General features: G+C 67.3%; 16 protein-coding genes. 2 read left to right on the top strand and 14 right to left on the bottom strand.

Features of this window, described 5'->3' with window-relative positions; translation table 11 throughout:
- The 12 genes from nuoK to ACWETB_RS00215 form a co-directional block, all read right to left on the bottom strand.
- Complete coding sequence (nuoK, locus tag ACWETB_RS00270) at window positions 1-300, bottom strand: NADH-quinone oxidoreductase subunit NuoK (protein WP_348806279.1); 300 nt, start codon at window positions 298-300, stop codon at window positions 1-3.
- Entirely contained in the window at window positions 297-1,088 is a 792-nt protein-coding gene (locus ACWETB_RS00265; protein ID WP_452208561.1) for an NADH-quinone oxidoreductase subunit J, read from the bottom strand. The genes nuoK and ACWETB_RS00265 overlap by 4 nt, the downstream gene beginning before the upstream one ends.
- Window positions 1,085-1,666: an NADH-quinone oxidoreductase subunit NuoI gene (nuoI, locus tag ACWETB_RS00260; protein ID WP_452208560.1), complete on the bottom strand. Its 582-nt coding sequence runs from the start codon at window positions 1,664-1,666 to the stop codon at window positions 1,085-1,087. Before nuoI ends, ACWETB_RS00265 begins: the two co-directional genes overlap by 4 nt.
- Complete coding sequence (gene nuoH / locus ACWETB_RS00255; protein WP_452208559.1) at window positions 1,659-2,990, bottom strand: NADH-quinone oxidoreductase subunit NuoH; 1,332 nt, start codon at window positions 2,988-2,990, stop codon at window positions 1,659-1,661. The genes nuoI and nuoH overlap by 8 nt, the downstream gene beginning before the upstream one ends.
- Entirely contained in the window at window positions 2,987-5,413 is a 2,427-nt protein-coding gene (locus ACWETB_RS00250) for an NADH-quinone oxidoreductase subunit G (protein WP_452208558.1), read from the bottom strand. Before ACWETB_RS00250 ends, nuoH begins: the two co-directional genes overlap by 4 nt.
- On the bottom strand, window positions 5,410-7,524 hold the full coding sequence (gene nuoF, locus ACWETB_RS00245) for an NADH-quinone oxidoreductase subunit NuoF (RefSeq protein ID WP_452208557.1): 2,115 nt from the start codon (window positions 7,522-7,524) through the stop codon (window positions 5,410-5,412). The genes ACWETB_RS00250 and nuoF overlap by 4 nt, the downstream gene beginning before the upstream one ends.
- Window positions 7,521-8,861 carry an NADH dehydrogenase (quinone) subunit D gene (gene nuoD / locus ACWETB_RS00240; RefSeq protein WP_452208556.1) on the bottom strand — a complete coding sequence of 447 codons (1,341 nt, stop codon included), beginning with the start codon at window positions 8,859-8,861 and terminating at the stop codon, window positions 7,521-7,523. Before nuoD ends, nuoF begins: the two co-directional genes overlap by 4 nt.
- Complete coding sequence (locus tag ACWETB_RS00235; RefSeq protein ID WP_452208555.1) at window positions 8,858-9,592, bottom strand: NADH-quinone oxidoreductase subunit C; 735 nt, start codon at window positions 9,590-9,592, stop codon at window positions 8,858-8,860. Before ACWETB_RS00235 ends, nuoD begins: the two co-directional genes overlap by 4 nt.
- Window positions 9,589-10,143 carry a NuoB/complex I 20 kDa subunit family protein gene (locus ACWETB_RS00230; RefSeq protein ID WP_452208554.1) on the bottom strand — a complete coding sequence of 185 codons (555 nt, stop codon included), beginning with the start codon at window positions 10,141-10,143 and terminating at the stop codon, window positions 9,589-9,591. Before ACWETB_RS00230 ends, ACWETB_RS00235 begins: the two co-directional genes overlap by 4 nt.
- 166 nt (window positions 10,144-10,309) lie before the next feature.
- Window positions 10,310-10,696 carry an NADH-quinone oxidoreductase subunit A gene (locus tag ACWETB_RS00225; protein ID WP_452208553.1) on the bottom strand — a complete coding sequence of 129 codons (387 nt, stop codon included), beginning with the start codon at window positions 10,694-10,696 and terminating at the stop codon, window positions 10,310-10,312.
- A 149-nt stretch (window positions 10,697-10,845) separates the two neighbouring features.
- Window positions 10,846-11,268, bottom strand: a complete 423-nt coding sequence (locus ACWETB_RS00220; RefSeq protein WP_452208552.1) for a hypothetical protein — start codon at window positions 11,266-11,268, stop codon at window positions 10,846-10,848.
- Between the two features lie 95 nt (window positions 11,269-11,363).
- A complete protein-coding gene (locus ACWETB_RS00215; protein ID WP_449744823.1) occupies window positions 11,364-12,440 on the bottom strand; it encodes a D-alanine--D-alanine ligase family protein in 1,077 nt (358 codons plus the stop codon).
- A 46-nt stretch (window positions 12,441-12,486) separates the two neighbouring features.
- On the opposite strand from ACWETB_RS00215, the gene ACWETB_RS00210 reads away from it, so the two are divergent.
- Window positions 12,487-13,797 carry a UDP-N-acetylmuramoyl-tripeptide--D-alanyl-D-alanine ligase gene (locus ACWETB_RS00210; RefSeq protein WP_449744840.1) on the top strand — a complete coding sequence of 437 codons (1,311 nt, stop codon included), beginning with the start codon at window positions 12,487-12,489 and terminating at the stop codon, window positions 13,795-13,797.
- Window positions 13,798-14,051: 254 nt separating this feature from the next.
- Here ACWETB_RS00210 and ACWETB_RS00205 read toward each other — a convergent pair whose 3' ends face one another.
- Window positions 14,052-14,840 carry a MerR family transcriptional regulator gene (locus tag ACWETB_RS00205; protein ID WP_449744824.1) on the bottom strand — a complete coding sequence of 263 codons (789 nt, stop codon included), beginning with the start codon at window positions 14,838-14,840 and terminating at the stop codon, window positions 14,052-14,054.
- A gap of 54 nt (window positions 14,841-14,894) precedes the next feature.
- On the bottom strand, window positions 14,895-15,368 hold the full coding sequence (locus ACWETB_RS00200) for a hypothetical protein (RefSeq protein WP_449744825.1): 474 nt from the start codon (window positions 15,366-15,368) through the stop codon (window positions 14,895-14,897).
- Window positions 15,369-15,459: 91 nt separating this feature from the next.
- Between ACWETB_RS00200 and tgt the strand changes: the two genes are divergently transcribed.
- A complete protein-coding gene (tgt, locus tag ACWETB_RS00195) occupies window positions 15,460-16,707 on the top strand; it encodes a tRNA guanosine(34) transglycosylase Tgt (protein WP_449744826.1) in 1,248 nt (415 codons plus the stop codon).
- Window positions 16,708-16,907: the final 200 nt, after the last annotated feature.

The following is a 16,907-nucleotide window of genomic DNA, read 5'->3' as shown; positions in this document are numbered from 1 at the left end:
TCATCTCCTCAGCAGTGCCGCATCGTCGACCGAGGCACTACGCCGCGACCGGAAGATCATCATGATGATTGCCAGTCCCACAACCACTTCCGCTGCGGCCACCACCATGGTGAAGAAGGCGATGACCTGACCGTCGAGGTTGTTCTGGATGCGGGCGAAACTGACGAAGGCCAGGTTCGCCGCGTTGAGCATCAACTCGACGCACATGAACACGACGATCGCGTTGCGCCGCAACAACACCCCGGCCGCACCGATCGCGAACAGCAGTGCCGCGAGGTACAGGTAGTTCTCCGGGTTCATCGTCGACCCCGATCCGTCTCGGCGGCCACGTCGACCGGGGAGTCGCCGGGTGACCGTGGCGTCAGGGTTGCACTGACCGACAACGCCGACGCGCTGCCGTCGGGAAGACGGGCGGGGATATCGACGGCGTTGTGCCGGGCATAGACCCCGGGACTGGGTAACGGCGTCAGGTCGATGCCCTTCTTGAATCGGTCGATCGACATCTGCCGCTGGGAACGCTTGGGGCCGAATCGCTCCCGATGCGCCAGCACCATCGCGCCCAGGGTCGCGGTGATCAGCAGCGCCCCGGTGAGTTCGAAGGCCCAGAGGTACCGGATGAAGATCAGCTCGCCGATCGCGGCCACCGCATTGTTGCCGGTGGGCAGCGGCGTCGGGGAAGTCGCCGCGACGGTGGCGGTACCGATGCCGCCACACAGCAACGCGCCGAAGCCGATTCCGAGGAGAACCGCCGCGATACGTTGCCCGCGCAGCGTTTCCACCAGCGAGTCCGACGAGTCAACCCCGATCAGCATCAGCACGAAGAGGAACAGCATCATCACCGCGCCGGTGTAGACCACCACCTGCACAACACCGAGAAACAGTGCGCCCTGGGCGATGTAGAAGATGGCGAGCACGATCATCGTGGTCGCGAGGAACAGGGCCGAGTACACCGCCTTGGTGGCGAAGACGACGCCGAGCGCACCGGCCACCGCGACGATGGCCAGCACCCAGAACTGCACCGCCTCACCGGTGGAGGTGCGCGACGCGTCGGCGAGCACCGTGGCGAGCACCACCCCGGACGGAGTCACCGGGTGGCCCCGGCGTCGGCGGGGATCACGTGCCCGGTGCGATCCACGCGTCCCTGGTAGTATTCGGCCTCGGTGGGTGCCGTTCCGTCGGCCACTGCGGCGGTCGTATCATGCGGCGCCGGTTCGGTTCCCGGCGCCGGCGGCGCGAGCAGCTGATGCTTCTCGTAGATGAGGTCGGCCCGGTTGTCGTCGGCGAGTTCGTACTCGTTGGTCATGGTGAGTGCGCGGGTGGGGCAGGCCTCGATGCACAGTCCGCAGCCGATGCAGCGCAAATAGTTGATCTGATAGACCCGGCCGTAACGTTCGCCGGGCGAAAACCGTTGCGCGTCGGTGTTGTCGGCACCTTCGACGAAGATCGCATCGGCCGGACACGCCCACGCACACAGTTCACACCCGACGCACTTCTCCAGGCCATCGGGGTGCCGGTTGAGTTGGTGGCGGCCGTGATAGCGCGGCGCGGTGGGCCGTTTCTCCTCGGGATATTGTTCGGTGACCGTCGGCGCGAACATCCCGGAGAACGTCACACCCATGCCGCTCAGCGGCTTCAGGAGGTCGGGGGGTTTCCGCGAGTCAGGCATTGGTGGTCTCCTTGGCGATCGTCCCGGTGGCGGGGGTGTTGGTGGCGGTGGCCGTACGGGCTTGCCCGGGCAACGGCGGGACGGGGAATCCGCCGGCCATGGCGTCGAACGGTGGCGGTTTCGCGGTGGCCGCGGCGCGTTCCGGTACCGCTGGCCCGGCCGCGGTGGTGCGGGGCCGGATCACCTGGCGCACCGCCCAGAACAACGCGACGGTCAGGACGAACCCGACAGCCGCCGAGGTCAGTGCGCGTGGGACGCCTGCGTCGACGGGGAACGACGCGCGGATCAGCGCCACCACCATCACCCAGGTCAGCGATATCGGAATCAGGACCTTCCAGCCCAGGTTCATGAACTGGTCGTAACGCAGGCGCGGCAGGCTGGTGCGCAACCAGATGAACACGAACATGAACACCCAGACCTTGAGGGTGAACCAGAGGATCGGCCACCACCCGGAATTGGCGCCGTCCCACAGGCTCAGCGGCCACGGCGCCTGCCAGCCGCCGAGGAACAGGGTGGTGGCCAACGCCGACACGGTGACCATGTTGATGTACTCGGCGAGCATGAACATCGCGAACTTCAGCGACGAGTACTCGGTGTGGAAGCCGCCGACGAGTTCACCCTCGGCCTCGGGCAGATCGAAAGGGGCGCGGTTGGTTTCGCCGACCATCGACACCGCATAGATCACGAAGGACGGCAACAACACCAGCCCGTACCAGTAGTTGTGCTGTCCGGCGACGATTCCCGACGTCGACATGGTGCCGGAGTCGAGGAACACCGCGGCGAAGGTCAGGCCCATGGCGATCTCGTAGGAGATGACCTGCGCCGTCGACCGGAGACCACCGAGCAGCGGGTAGGTGGAGCCGGAGGACCACCCGGCCAACACGATCCCGTACACCCCGATCGAGGCCATCGCCAGGATGAACAGCACCGCGACCGGGAGATCGGTGAGCTGCAGTGGCGTCTGATGCCCGGCGACCGACACCATCGGGCCGAAGGGGATCACCGCGAAGGCCAGGATCGCCGGGACGACGGCGATGATCGGCGCGAGGAAGTAGAGGACCTTGTCGACGCCGAACGGGGTGATTCCCTCCTTGAGGGCCAGTTTGACGCCGTCGGCGGCGCTTTGCAGCAGACCGCGTGGCCCCACCCGGTTCGGGCCGATCCGGGCCTGCATCCGGGCCATGATCTTACGTTCGGCGAGGATCGCCACGAGCGGATTGGCCACCAGAAAGCCGAACACCGCGACGGCTTTGATGAGCACCAACCACCACGGGTCGTGCCCGAAGTCGGCGAGGGTCGGGTAGTCGGTGGATGCGGTGATCATGCGTCACCTCCGGTGGCGATACCGATGTGGACGATCGCTCCCGCGGTCACCCCGAGCGTCGAGGGCACCTGCGAGCCCACCGAGTTGGTCGGAACCCACACCACGTCGTCGACCATCTCTTCGATGTGCAGCGGGAGGGTGATGACGCCGCGGTCGGTGCCGATCGTGACCAGGTCACCGTCGCGGGCATCGATGGATGCCGCGGTGGCCGCCGACATCCGGGCCAATGGCGGATGTGCGGTTCCGGCGAGATGGGGTTCGCCGTCCTGCAGTCGGCCACGATCGAGTAGTTGATGCCAGGTGGCCAGCACGGCCGTGCCGGCGCCGGGGGCCGGACCCGGCGGCACCGCCACCGGCGAGGGCTCCGGCCGCGGTCCGGTCCATGGTCCCAGCCGCGCCAATTGTGCTCGGATGGCGCCGATGTCGCGGCATCCGAGGTCCACGCCGGCGGACTGGGCCAGGGCGTCGAGAACGCGATGATCGGGGAGGCGTCCGGTGTCGGCGAGTGCGGCGGGGAAGGCACGTGCCCGTCCCTCCCAGTCGAGGAACATTCCGGCCTTCTCCGGGGTCGCCGCGACGGGCAGCACGACGTCGGCGCGTTCGGTGATCGTCGACTGCGCGATCTCCAGGCTCACCACGAATCCGGCAACGTCGATGGCACTGTCGGCCGCGCGAGGGTCGGGGAGATCGGCGGGGTCGACTCCGCCGATGAGGAGGGCATCGATGTCACCGGAGGTGGCGGCCGCGAGGATTTCGCCGACGTCGCGCCCGGGTGTCTCGGGGACCGGGTGCTCCCACAGATCGCAGATATGCCGGCGGGCAGCGGAATTCGACACCGGGCGGCCACCCGGCAGCAGGGTGGGCAGTGCACCGACCTCGACGGCGCCGCGGTCACCGGCGCGCCGCGGAATCCACGCCGGCCGGGCGCCGGTGCGTTCGGCCAACCGCATGGCCGCCGACAAGGCCCCCGGCGACTGCGCCGCGCGTTCACCGACCAGGATCACCGATGCCGGATCACTCAGCAACGCAGTGGTATCGGGGGAGTCGAGCACCTCGGACTCGCCACCCGGCACGGTGGGGATCAGCGTCCCGCCGAGCTTGACGACACCGGGGGAACGCCACGCCGCCACGGCATACACCCGTTGCCGCGATTCACGGACCGCGCGTCGCAACCGCAGGAAGACGATGGGCGACTCCTCCTCGGGTTCGAATCCGACGAGCAGCACCGCGGGCGCGGCGTCGAGGTCGCGATAGGTGACGTCGTCGGCTCGCGAGGCTATGTGGGTGGTGAGGAAGGCGGTCTCCTCGGCGCTGTGCGGGCGGGAGCGGAAGTCGATGTCGTTGGTGTCCAGCACGGTTCGGGCGAACCGTGAATAGGCGTAGGCGTCCTCGGCCGTCAGGCGTCCGCCGGTCAGGACGCCGGCCCGGCCGCGGGCGGCGCGCAGACCGTCGGCGGCGATGCGCAGGGCCTGCGCCCACGGAACCTCGCGGAGGTCACCGTGCCGGTCGCGGGCCAGTGGTGCCGTCAATCGGTCCCGGGTGGCGGTGTAGGCGAATGCCCAGCGGCCCTTGTCGCAGTTCCACTCCTCGTTGACTGCGGGATCGTCGGCGGCCAGGCGGCGCAACACCTTTCCGCGACGATGGTCGACGCGCTGCGCGCATCCGCTCGCACAGTGTTCACACGCGCTGGGCGTCGACACGAGATCGAAGGGGCGGGCCCGGAATCGGTAGGCGGTACCGGTCAGCGCGCCGACCGGGCAGATCTGCACGGTGTTGCCGGAGAAGTACGAATCGAAGGCGACGCCGGAGCCGGCATCCTCGGCGTCGGCATTGACGACGCTGACCTGCTGCAGCGCACCACGATCGGCCAGTGCGATCAGCGGGTCCCCGGCGATCTGATCGGCGAAACGGGTGCAGCGCGCGCACAGGACGCAGCGTTCCCGGTCCAGCAGAACGGCCGACGACAGCGGTAGCGGCTTGACGTAGGTGCGTTTGGTCCCGGTGAAACGGGACTGCGCCCGACCGGCGGTCATCGCCTGGTTCTGCAGCGGGCATTCGCCGCCCTTGTCGCAGATCGGGCAGTCGAGGGGATGATTGATGAGCAGCAGTTCCATCACACCGCGTTGGGCGCGTGCGGCGTCGTCGGAACCGAACTGGGTGCGGATCTCCATACCGTCGGTGACGGTGGTGGTACATGACGCGAGGGGTTTGCGTTGGCCTTCGACCTCGACGAGGCATTGGCGGCACGCACCGACCGGGGCGAGCAGCGGATGATCACAGAACCGGGGGATCTGGATGCCGGCTTGCTCGGCGGCACGGATCACGAGGGTTCCCGGCGCCACCCGGATCTCGGTGCCGTCGATGGTGGCGCTCACCACATCCGGGGGTTCGGTGGGGGTCGGTCGATCGGAGAGCGCGGTCATCGGTTCACTCCCGGGATGTGAGGCGTGCGGTGATCGGTGAACACCGTTGCGGCACTGTGGTCGAAGGGACATCCGCCCTCGGTGCCATTGCGGGCATGCGCGAGGTACTCGTCGCGGAAGTACTTCAGGGAGGAGACGATCGGACTGCCGGCACCGTCGCCGAGGGCACAGAACGACTTTCCGACGATGCTGTTGGTGACGTCGGCGAGGACGTCGAGGGCATCGGTGACCCCGTCGAGGTCCAGGTCACCGGACTCGATGGCGTGCAGTTGTTGCACCAACCAGTAGGTGCCTTCGCGGCAGGGGGTGCACTTACCGCATGACTCGTGTGCGTAGAACTCGGTCCACCGCAGCACGGCGCGGACCACGCAGGTGGTCTCGTCGAAGATCTGTAATGCCTTGGTGCCCAGCATCGATCCGGCGGCACCGACGCCCTCGTAGTCGAGGGCGACATCCAGGTGCTCGTCGGTGAGCATCGGCGTCGACGATCCGCCCGGCGTCCAGAACTTGAGCCGATGACCGTCGCGCACACCGCCGGCCTGGTCGAGCAACTGCCGCAACGTGATTCCCAGCGGCGCCTCGTACTGGCCGGGACGGTTCACATGCCCGGACAGTGAGTACAAGGTGAATCCCGGGGATTTCTCGGTACCCATCTGGCGGAACCAGTCCACCCCGTTGCGCAGGACCGCGGGGACGCTGGCGATGGACTCGACGTTGTTGACGACCGTCGGGCTTGCGTACAGGCCGGCGACGGCCGGAAACGGAGGCCGCAGGCGAGGTTGTCCGCGTCGACCCTCAAGGGAGTCGAGCAGCGCCGTCTCCTCACCACAGATGTACGCGCCGGCACCGGCATGCACGATGAGGTCGACGTCCAGACCGGAACCGAGGACATTGCCCCCGAGATACCCTGCGGCGTAGGCCTCGTCGACTGCGGCACGCAGGCGGCGCAACACTCCGACTACCTCACCACGCAGATAGATGAAGGCGTGCCGGGCGCGGATCGCGTACGCCGCGATGATCGCACCCTCGATCAACGCGTGAGGTGTGGCGAGCATCAGCGGCATGTCCTTGCAGGTGCCGGGCTCGGACTCGTCGGCGTTGACCACCAGATAGTGTGGTGGCGCATCGGAATCGGGCGTGCGGTCGGTGGAGGTCTGCGGAATGAACGACCACTTCATGCCCACCGGGAATCCGGCACCGCCGCGACCCCGCAGGCCGGACGCCTTGACCAGTGCGATGACGTCGTCGGGCGCCATCTCCAACGCCGCCCGCAGGCCGCGATAACCGTTGTGCCGCTCATAGTTTCGCAGTGTCCACGATTCCGTCTCGGACCAGTGCCGCGACAGCACCGGCGGGATGGACGGTTCGTCTTCGGGTGGTTGATCGCCGGAATCGGCAGTGGATGAGCGAGTCTCATCGCCTTCGAGTGAAGCTGCATGACCGACCCCGGCCAATGTTCGTGCCGTCCCGCGGAATCCGTCGACCGCACGGTCTCCACGACTCGGCATCACCTCGACGCCGGCGCGCAGGTCCTCGACCAGTTCGATCGCCGACCCCGGGGTCTGCCGGTCGAAGAACTCCCAGTTGGCCATCACCACCGGCGCGAGGTCGCAGGCCGCGTTGCATTCGATGTGCTCGACGGTGATCCGCGAATCCGTCGTGGTCTCGCCGGGTTCGATGCCGAGGTGTTCGCACAGGCGCGCCAGGATCTCGTCGCCGCCGAGGACGCCGCACAGGGTGTTGGTGCACACCCCGATCAGGTACTCGCCGGTCGGCGTGCGACGGAACATCGAGTAGAACGTCGCCACCGCCGCGACCTCGGCCTCGGTGAGGTCGAGGACGTCGGCGCAGAATCCGATGCCCGCGAGCGAGATCCGCCCGTCCTCGGATTGCACCAGGTGCAGCAGCGGGAGCAACGCCGATCGGGCTCGCGGATACCGGGCGACGATCTCGGTCGCCTGCTCGCGCAGGCGGTCGGTGACCTCGACCGAATATGCCGCCGGAGCACCGAATTCGATGGCCGGAGCCGGCGTCGACGGGCAGTGCGCGGCCGGTTCCCGGGCAGGTTCACCTGGACCCACACCGAGTTCGACGAAGACGGGTTCACTCATCGGTCCACCCCTCCCATCACGGGATCGATACTCGCCACGGCGGTGATCACGTCGGCCACCATGCCGCCCTCACACATCGCGGCCACCGCCTGCAGATTGGTGAACGACGGATCGCGAAAATGCACTCGGTACGGCCGGGTTCCGCCATCGGAGATCATGTGCACTCCGAGTTCCCCGCGCGGCGACTCGACCGCGACGTAGCACTGGCCCGGCGGCACCCGCATCCCCTCGGTGACGAGTTTGAAGTGATGGATCAACGACTCCATCGACGTGCCCATGATCTCGGCGATGTGGTCTGCGGAGTTACCCAGACCGTCGGGCCCCAGGGTGAGATCGGCGGGCCAGGCGATGTCCGCCTCGGACACCATCACCGGCCCGGGCCGCAACCGGTCCAGGCACTGCCGCACGATCCGCACCGACTCGCTCATCTCGCGGACGCGGATCACATAGCGGCCGTAAGAGTCACAGGTGTCGGTGGTGATGACGTCGAAGTCGTAGTCCTCGTACCCGCAGTACGGCTGCGACTTACGGACGTCATGGGGCAGACCGGTCGACCGCAGCACCGGACCGGTGATGCCGAGCGCCATACATCCGGTGAGGTCGAGGTATCCGACGTCGCAGGTGCGTGCCTTCCAGATGTAGTTGTCGGTCAACAGGTCCGAGAGCGACTCGAGTTGCGCGGGCATGGCGTCGACGGTGTCGGTGATCTGCTCGACCGCGCCGTCGGGGAGGTCGGCGGCCAGACCGCCCGGCCGGATGTAGGCGTGATTCATCCGCAGGCCGGTGATCAGTTCGAACAGGTCCAGGATCTGTTCGCGGATACCGAATCCGGAGAACATCGCGGTGACCGCGCCGAGTTCCATGCCGCCGGTGGCCAGGGCCACCAGGTGCGAGGAGATGCGGTTGAGTTCCATCAGCATCACCCGGATCACCGACGCCCGCTCCGGAATGTCGTCGGTGATGCCGAGGAGCTTCTCCACGGCCAGGCAGTAGGCGGTCTCGTTGAAGAACGGTGACAGGTAATCCATCCGGGTCACGAAGGTGACTCCCTGAATCCAGTTGCGGTACTCCAGATTCTTCTCGATACCGGTGTGCAGGTAGCCGATTCCGCAGCGCGCCTCGGTGACGGTTTCGCCCTCGATCTCCAGGATCAAACGCAGCACGCCGTGGGTCGAGGGATGCTGGGGTCCCATGTTGACGACGATCCGTTCCTGGGAGGGTTGGGCCGCGGCGCGCGCGGCGACCTCGGAGACGATCTCCTCCCAGTCCTGACCGGACACGGTGTAGGAGCGTTCGGGACGGGTGGTGCGTCCCGGGCGTGGATCCAGATCGGTCATGAATACGACCTCCGTCGGTCGGGCGGTGCGACCTGTGTGCCCTTGTACTCCACCGGAACTCCGCCCAGAGGGTAGTCCTTGCGCTGCGGATGCCCGTCCCAGTCGTCGGGCATCGCGATGCGGGTCAGGGCGCGGTGTCCGTCGAAGACGATGCCGAAGAAGTCGTAGGTCTCGCGTTCGTGCCAGTCGTTGGTGGGGTAGATATCGGTGAGGGACGGGATGTGTGGATCGGCGTCGGGTACCGCGACCTCCAGACGTAGCCGGCGGTTGTGGGTGATCGATGCGAGCGGATACACCGCGTGCAGTTCCCGGCCATCGTCCTGCGGATAGTGAACACCGTTGACGCCCAGGCACAATTCGAAGCGCAGGGATTCGTGATTGCGCAGCGTCAGCGCGACCGCGGGGAGGTGACGTGCCACCACGTAGAGGGTCATCTCGTCGGCATGGATCTCGACCTTCTCGATGGCCTCTTCGTAACCCGGTGCGTCGTAACCCGGTCCGGTGGAGTTCTCGAGTGCGGCCGCCAGCTCGTCGACGACCTCGTCGAAGTACCCGCCGTACGGACGCTGCGCCGCCGGCAGGGTGACCGTCTGCACCAATCCGCCGTAGCCGGAGGTGTCGCCGGTGCCGTGCACCCCGAACAGGCCGTGCCGCACACCGATGACCTCGTCGGCCGGGCCGGCAACCGACGACGGGCAGGACGCGGACGGCGACGTGGGCTTCTCGTTCATCGCAGCAGTCCCTTTAATTCGATTGTCGGCGTTGACTGCAGCGCTGCCTGCTCGGCCGCCCAGATGGCCTCCGCACGGTTGACGCCCAGCGGCATCTCGCCGATCTTGGCGTGCAGCGCGAGTATGGCGTTGAGCAGCATCTCCGGTCGCGGCGGGCAGCCGGGGAGGTAGATGTCGACGGGTACCACGTGGTCGACGCCCTGCACGATCGCGTAGTTGTTGAACATTCCGCCCGATGATGCGCAAACACCCATCGCCAGAACCCATTTGGGCTCGGTCATCTGGTCGTAGATCTGGCGCAGCACCGGGGCCATCTTCTGGCTGACCCGACCGGCGACGATCATCAGATCCGCCTGGCGCGGCGAGGCGCGGAAGGCCTCCATGCCGAAGCGGGCGAGGTCGTATCGGCCCGAGGTGGTGGCCATCATCTCGATGGCGCAGCACGCCAGACCGAAGGTGGCGGGCCACAGCGACCCCTTGCGCATGAATCCGGCGAGATCCTCGACCGTGCTCAGTAGAAAACCACTGGGCAGTCTCTCCTCGAGGCCCATCGTTTCACCTCCTCGTCGCATCGGACGGGTCGGCACGGGGTGTGCCAGGCTCGCTACCGATACCTCCCGTGGATCTGGCACCGCAGTGCCATCCCTGTGTGCTTCACGTCGGTGTGGAACGCACGCTTCTGTGCGATGTCCCTGTCCGTCAGGTGGATTCGGGTCATCAATCCCAGCCCAGCCCGCCGCGGCGCCACTCGTAGGCGTAGGCCACCGACACGTTCACGACGAACAGCGCCATCGCCGCCAACCCGAACCAGCCGAGCGCGTCGAAGGCGACGGCCCACGGATACAGGAAGACGATCTCGATATCGAAGATGATGAAGAGCATGGCGGTGAGGTAGTACTTCACCGGAATACGTTGCACAACAGACTGTCTCACCCCGGTGAGGACCGATTGCCCGCCGCCGATCGGCTCGATGCCGCATTCGTAGGCATCAAGTTTGGCGCGGTTGGCCCGGCGTGGGCCGATCACCGAGGCGATCACCACCGAGAACACCGCGAAACCCACAGCGATGGCCCCGAGAACCAGAATCGGGACGTACGCGTTCATGGGCAGGTGGACCCTCCGTGTGCTCAGCGCTGGGGCTGATGTGAGCTACACCACGACCTTACCGGCGGTGGCGCCGATGTCGAGAAGGTTTGACGGAGTTTTGCGAGCCGACCGGACCGTGCGGGGGCAATGCCCAGGTCAGGGGCTAATCAGCGGTTGTCGGAGGCGCGCAACAGTTGCGTGAGGGTGGCCGGCAGTTCGATCGGATCCACCGGCAGCGACGCCGTGGCGTCGGCGCGTGACCAGTCGGCGAGCCAGCGGTCGGCGGTGCGCCCGATCAGCAGCAGCGTCGGTGGGCGCGGATCGTACTCATCGCTCATCTGCTTGGCGATACCCATCCCGCCCTCCGGCGTCGCCTCGCCGTCGAGGATGGCGACGTCGACATTGCCGGCATCGAGTTGCGCCAGCACCATCGGCCCGGTGGCGACCTCGAGGAAACTCAACTCGGGCAGGTCCGGATCGGGGCGGGTGCCGAGCGCGTTGATCACCTGACGGCGGGTGTCGGCATCGTCGGAATAGACCAGCACACGCAGCACCGACGGTGGCTGGGCTGTCACGTGGGTGCCGGTCACGTCGTCGATGCTACGTCACCGACCGGGCGAATCGCCGAGGTGCCAGAGTGTTTCGGCGAGCGCGCTCGGCGAGAGCATGTCGTGATGGCCGGGGATCAGTGTTCGGTGGAGAAACCCGAACGCCGCCGGTGTAGATCGATCGCCAGGGTGACCAGGCGGTCGATCAGGTCGGGATAGGCCAGGCCGGTGGCGTCCCACAGCTTCGGATACATCGAGCCGGGAGTGAAACCCGGAATCGTGTTGACCTCGTTGAGGAGCCAGCCCCGACCGGATTCTTCGTAGAAGAAATCCACCCGGGCCATCCCGGAGCAGCGCATCGCACTGAACACCCGGGCGGCCAACTCGCGCACCTCCGCGGCCGCCTCTTCCGGCAGTGGTGCGGGGATCACCAGCTGGGCCGCACCGGTGACGTATTTGTCCTCGTAGTCATAGAATTCGCTGCCCGGCAAGATCTCGCCCGGCACCGACGTCTCGGGCGTCGCGTTGCCCAGCACCGCGACCTCCACCTCACGTCCGGTCACCGCCTCCTCGATGATCACCACATCGTCGTAGCGCAGCGCCAGATTGATCGCCGTGTCCAGTTCGGCGGCGTCGTGGGCCTTGGTGATGCCCACCGACGACCCGAGGTTGGCCGGTTTGACGAACACCGGCACTCCGAGTTCCTCGATGGCGCGGAAGGTGATGGTCCGTGAATCGTCCACCCCGTCCCGGAATTCGATCCACCGGCACTGCGGGATGCCGGCCTGTGCGGCGACGACCTTGGCCATCGCCTTGTCCATGCACACCGCCGACCCCAGCACACCCGCCCCGACGTACGGCATACCGAACAATTCGAGCATGCCCTGGATGGTGCCGTCCTCGCCGTGCGGGCCGTGCAGCAGCGGCAGCACGACGGTGACGGCGGCGTCGGAATGGCTCCGCAGCTCGGTGAGCGGCTCGACGGTCGTGCCCTCGATCTGCAGTTCACCCGGGAGCGGTGTGCCATCGCTCAGCGACGCGATCACCTTATCGTTGCGGACCCACGTGCCGTCCTTGGCGATTCCTATCGGCACGACCTCGTACTTCACCGGATCGGCGGCACCGATCACATGGGCCGCGGTGACCCGGGAGACGTCATGCTCCGCGGACGCACCACCGTAGAGCACCACCAGACGCAGCAGGGGAGAGGACATGGGTGTCACGATACGGGGCCCGATGTCCTAGCGTTGAGGGGTGCAGATGCAGGTGAGTGAGATCGCCGACGCTGTCGGCGGCCAGATGGTCGGGCCCGCGATCACCGTCGACGGCGCAGCAATCGATTCCCGGGCGCTGTCGCCGGGACAACTGTTCGTCCCGATCGTCGCCGAGCGCAACGGTCACGACTACATCGAGTCGGCCGTCGCGGCCGGCGCCACCGCCTACCTGACCTCCGAACCGCCCCGCGCAGGCGTCGACGCCACCGCCGTCACCTGCGATGACACCGCCGCAGCGCTGGCCTCGGTGGGACGACTCGTCCGCCGCACCCTGCCCGAACGGGTCGTCGGCGTCACCGGCTCGGTGGGCAAGACCTCCACCAAGGATCTGCTCGCCGGATTGCTGGCGACCACCTTCGTCACCGCGGCCAGCGAGAAGTCGTTCAACAACGAACTCGGTCTGCCGTTGACCCTGGCCAACGCCCCCGACGACACCGAGGCGGTGGTCGCGGAGATGGGCGCGCGCGGTATCGGTCACATCGCCTACCTGTGCTCGATCGCGCAGCCGACCGTCGGCATCGTCACCCGGGTGGAGGGCGTGCACCTGGAGTTGTTCGGCAACATCGAGGCGGTCGCGCGTGCCAAGGGCGAACTCGTCGAATCCCTGCCCGCCGACGGACTCGCCGTCCTCAACGCCGACCACAAGAGCGTCATCGCGATGGCGGCGCGGACCTCGGCGAAGGTCCTCAGTTATGGCATGACCCCGTCGGCGGACGTGTCGGCCACCGACATCAGCGTCGACGCCCAGTTGCGCGCCTCGTTCCGGTTGCACACGCCGTGGGGATCGACCGCCGTGCACCTCGGTGCGCGGGGTGAGCATCAGGTGTCCAACGCGTTGGCCGCGGCGGCCGCGGCCGGCGGGGTCGGCGTGCCGGTGGAGGCGATGGCCGACGGTCTCGCCGGCGCGGCACTGTCGGGGTTACGGATGGAGTTGATCACCACCGACTCGGGTCTCGTCGTGCTCAACGATTCCTATAACGCCAATCCGACGTCGATGTCGGCGGCGCTGCGGTCGCTCGCCGCGCTCGATGCGCGTCGACGGTTCGCCGTGCTCGGCACCATGGCCGAACTCGGTGAGGACTCGGCCGGCGAACACGAGGCCATCGCGCTGGAGGCGCAGTCGCTCGGTGTCGAGGTGATCGCCGTCGACGAACCGCACTACGGAACCACCGCGCAACACGTCTCCGGGATCGATGCGGCCGTCGCCGCTCTCGACGGCGTCGGCGACGGGGACGCCGTGCTCGTCAAGGGCAGCCGGGTCGCCGCGCTCGAGCGGGTGGCCGACGCGCTGAGCTAAACGGCGGCGAGCCCTTGCTTGTCGAGGTCGAGGCCTCGAGGCTCGACTGTAACTCCCCACGGCCGCAACGTTTCTGCGGCAGTGCGGCCCGGCCGGTGGGCGGGCTGGGTCAGGAGGTGTCGAGCCGGTGGTGGAGCCGGGCGGCCTGGACACGTTCGATGCGGCTGTTGCGTGGGTTGCTGCCGTTTGGTGAGCGATCCGCGTCGTCGGGTGTGTGATCCGCAGATCCCGGCGGGGTCAACTCAGCCCGCCGGTCAGCCCTGCTGCTCGGCGTTGGCCCGGATCACGTCGCGTAGATAGGCGGCCGATCCCGGCTCGACGGCGTCGTAGTGTTCGGTGAAGCGCGGATCGGCGACGTACATGTCGGCCAGGCACACCTGCATCTCGTATCCGCAGTCGTAGAAATTCTCGATGGAAGCGCGATGTTCCTCGGCGAGGGTGTTCGCCTCGGGGGAGCCGGGCGTCACCCCGCTGCGCATCGCCTCGGCCAGCCGCGCCTCGAAGGCGTCGGTCTCGGCCTTGATGCGCTGCCAGTCGGCCTTGGTGAACTTCGCGGTGCGCTTGCGGCTCTGCTCCCACTGCGGGGTGTCGCCCCAACGCTCCTGCGCCTCGTCGGCGTACTCCTCGCCGCGCCACTCGTCGCCGAAGATCTCCGCCTGCTCCGCCGCCGACAGCGAGATTCCGCTCTTCTTCGCGTTCATCATGTCCTCCACAGCCGCGACCATCCGGTGTAGTGCAGCGATGCGGTCGTTCAGCAGATCACGCTGGGCACGCAGGTGCGTCAGCGCGTCGGCGGTCGGATCGTCGAGCAGGGTCGCTATCTGCTCGAGTGGAAACCCCAGTTCACGGTAGGTGAGGACGCGGTGCAGACGTTCGATATCGCCGTCGGTGTAGATGCGGTACCCCGCGCTCGTTCGGCCCGACGGAACCACCAGGGCGATCTCGTCGTAGTGATGCAGGGTGCGCACACTCACGCCGACGAGTCGGGCCGTCGCGCCGACGGTCAACTCACCGTGGCGTACCGGGGTGTGTCCTTCGCTCACATCATCAACCTTCGGGCCTCACGTCGCGTGAGGGTCAAGTGCGGCGGGAGGTCTTCACGGCATGAAGCCGACGACCTTGTCGCCGTTCTGGCACGCCGCGAGAACACCGCGGACCTCCGACGGTCCGCACGTCCACGCCGAGATCCGCTGCTGGCGACCCGTCGCGATCTTCGGGCTGTACTCGTTCGCGATCTCCTTGGCGGTGTCGCAGTCGACGTCGCCGGCGAGGACCACCACGTCCAGCGAGCCGTCGGGGCCGGCCACCGACCCGCACTGGGTGCCGCCGACGGCCGCCGAGGTCGCGGCCGAACTCGACCCGCTCTGCGAACGGGGGCTCGGACCGGCGACGACCGGAACGCTGGTGCTCGGCGTCGTCACCTCGGGTTCGGACGCGACGGTGCTCGTCGTGGTGGACGGCTCGTCGCTGCCACACGCGGCGAGCGTGAGGGCGGCGATCCCGGCCATCCCGGTGACGACAATTCGGGCAGTGATGAATCGGGGGGACCGGCGACGAGTGGGATGCGACATGGTTTTCACCGTAGCGAACCGGCGCAGCGGTCCGGGGCACCGACGGCGTCCGGTTTGGGCACCCGGCCGTCCTCTTGGGAAGATGCTGGGCGTGAGCTCGCATTCCTACCGGGTCGGCACCCGACTGCCCGGGACGCTCGGCCGGACCGGCGTCATCTCGACCCCGCACGGCGAGATCCACACGCCCGCGTTCGTGCCGGTCGGCACCAAGGCGACCGTCAAGACGGTGCTGCCCGAGTCGGTCGAGGCACTCGGCGCGCAGGCCGTGCTGGCCAACGCCTACCACCTGTACCTGCAGCCGGGGGCCGACGTCGTCGACGCGGCGGGTGGCCTCGGGGCCTTCATGAACTGGCGTGGGCCGACCTACACCGACAGCGGCGGATTCCAGGTGATGTCGCTGGGTGCCGGGTTCAAGAAGGTCATCTCGATGGACGTGACCGGCGAGCAGGACGACCACAAAATCGCCGAGGGCAAGGAACGGCTGTCGCGTGTCGACGACGACGGGGTGACGTTCAAGTCGCACCTCGACGGCTCGTTTCACCGGTTCACTCCCGAGGTGTCGATGCAGATCCAGCATCAGCTCGGCGCCGACATCATCTTCGCCTTCGACGAACTCACGACCTTGATGAACACCCGTGGGTATCAGGAGAAGTCGCTGGAACGCACCCGGTTGTGGGCGATTCGCTGTCTGGCCGAACACAATCGGCTGTCCACCGAACGCAGTCAGCGGCCACAGCAGGCGCTGTGGGGTGTCATCCAAGGTGCCCAGTACGAGGATCTGAGACGCAAGGCCGCGCGCGACCTCACCGAACTGTCCCGCATCGACCGCGATGCAGGCGGAAAAGGCTTCGGCGGCTTCGGGATCGGCGGCGCCCTGGAGAAGGACAACCTCGGCACCATTGTCGGCTGGGTCAACGAGGAATTGCCCGAGGACATGCCCAAGCACCTGCTCGGGATCAGCGAACCCGATGACATCTTCACCGCCATCGAGAACGGTGCCGACACCTTCGACTGTGTCTCGCCGACCCGCGTCGCCCGCAACGGAGCCGTGTACACCCGCGACGGTCGGGTGAACATCACCAACTCGCGCTTCCGTAAGGACTTCGGCCAGATCGACCCCGAGATCACCAACTACACCTCGCAGTACAGCCGCGCCTACCTCCATCATCTCTTCAAGGCCAAGGAGGGACTGGCCGCAACCCTGGCCACCCTGCACAACGTCGCCTTCATCATCGACATGGTCGACGGTGCCCGCCGCGCCATCGAGACCGGCGATTACCAGGCCTACCGCGACGACTTCCTCGGCCGCTACTACGCCGGGTCGCCCCGCAACCACTGACAGCGCCCGCCTCCGCACTGACAGCGCTCGCCGGGAACTCCGAACCCGGGCGATTCGTTGGGTTTACGTATCCTGGGACCTGCGCCGGCCGACTCGAGCCGGCGACGTCCACTCTCGACCGAAAGAAGCGATGACCCGCGCGCAGCGCAAACGCAAGAGACCCCGACGATCCGGCCCCCAATCGGGGGCATCCTCTTCTG

Source organism: Gordonia sp. NPDC003950 (genome assembly GCF_053605205.1).
This window is presented reverse-complemented; position numbering and strand designations above follow the sequence as displayed.

Coding starts and splice junctions, on each gene's coding strand:
- nuoK (WP_348806279.1), bottom strand. CDS start 300: ATGAACCCGGAGAACTACCTGTACCTCGCGGCACTGCTGTTCGCGATC.
- ACWETB_RS00250 (WP_452208558.1), bottom strand. CDS start 5,413: ATGACCGCGCTCTCCGATCGACCGACCCCCACCGAACCCCCGGATGTG.
- ACWETB_RS00215 (WP_449744823.1), bottom strand. CDS start 12,440: ATGTCCTCTCCCCTGCTGCGTCTGGTGGTGCTCTACGGTGGTGCGTCC.
- ACWETB_RS00235 (WP_452208555.1), bottom strand. CDS start 9,592: ATGAACGAGAAGCCCACGTCGCCGTCCGCGTCCTGCCCGTCGTCGGTT.
- ACWETB_RS00230 (WP_452208554.1), bottom strand. CDS start 10,143: ATGGGCCTCGAGGAGAGACTGCCCAGTGGTTTTCTACTGAGCACGGTC.
- nuoF (WP_452208557.1), bottom strand. CDS start 7,524: ATGAGTGAACCCGTCTTCGTCGAACTCGGTGTGGGTCCAGGTGAACCT.
- nuoI (WP_452208560.1), bottom strand. CDS start 1,666: ATGCCTGACTCGCGGAAACCCCCCGACCTCCTGAAGCCGCTGAGCGGC.
- ACWETB_RS00210 (WP_449744840.1), top strand. CDS start 12,487: ATGCAGGTGAGTGAGATCGCCGACGCTGTCGGCGGCCAGATGGTCGGG.
- ACWETB_RS00200 (WP_449744825.1), bottom strand. CDS start 15,368: ATGTCGCATCCCACTCGTCGCCGGTCCCCCCGATTCATCACTGCCCGA.
- ACWETB_RS00225 (WP_452208553.1), bottom strand. CDS start 10,696: ATGAACGCGTACGTCCCGATTCTGGTTCTCGGGGCCATCGCTGTGGGT.
- nuoH (WP_452208559.1), bottom strand. CDS start 2,990: ATGATCACCGCATCCACCGACTACCCGACCCTCGCCGACTTCGGGCAC.
- nuoD (WP_452208556.1), bottom strand. CDS start 8,861: ATGACCGATCTGGATCCACGCCCGGGACGCACCACCCGTCCCGAACGC.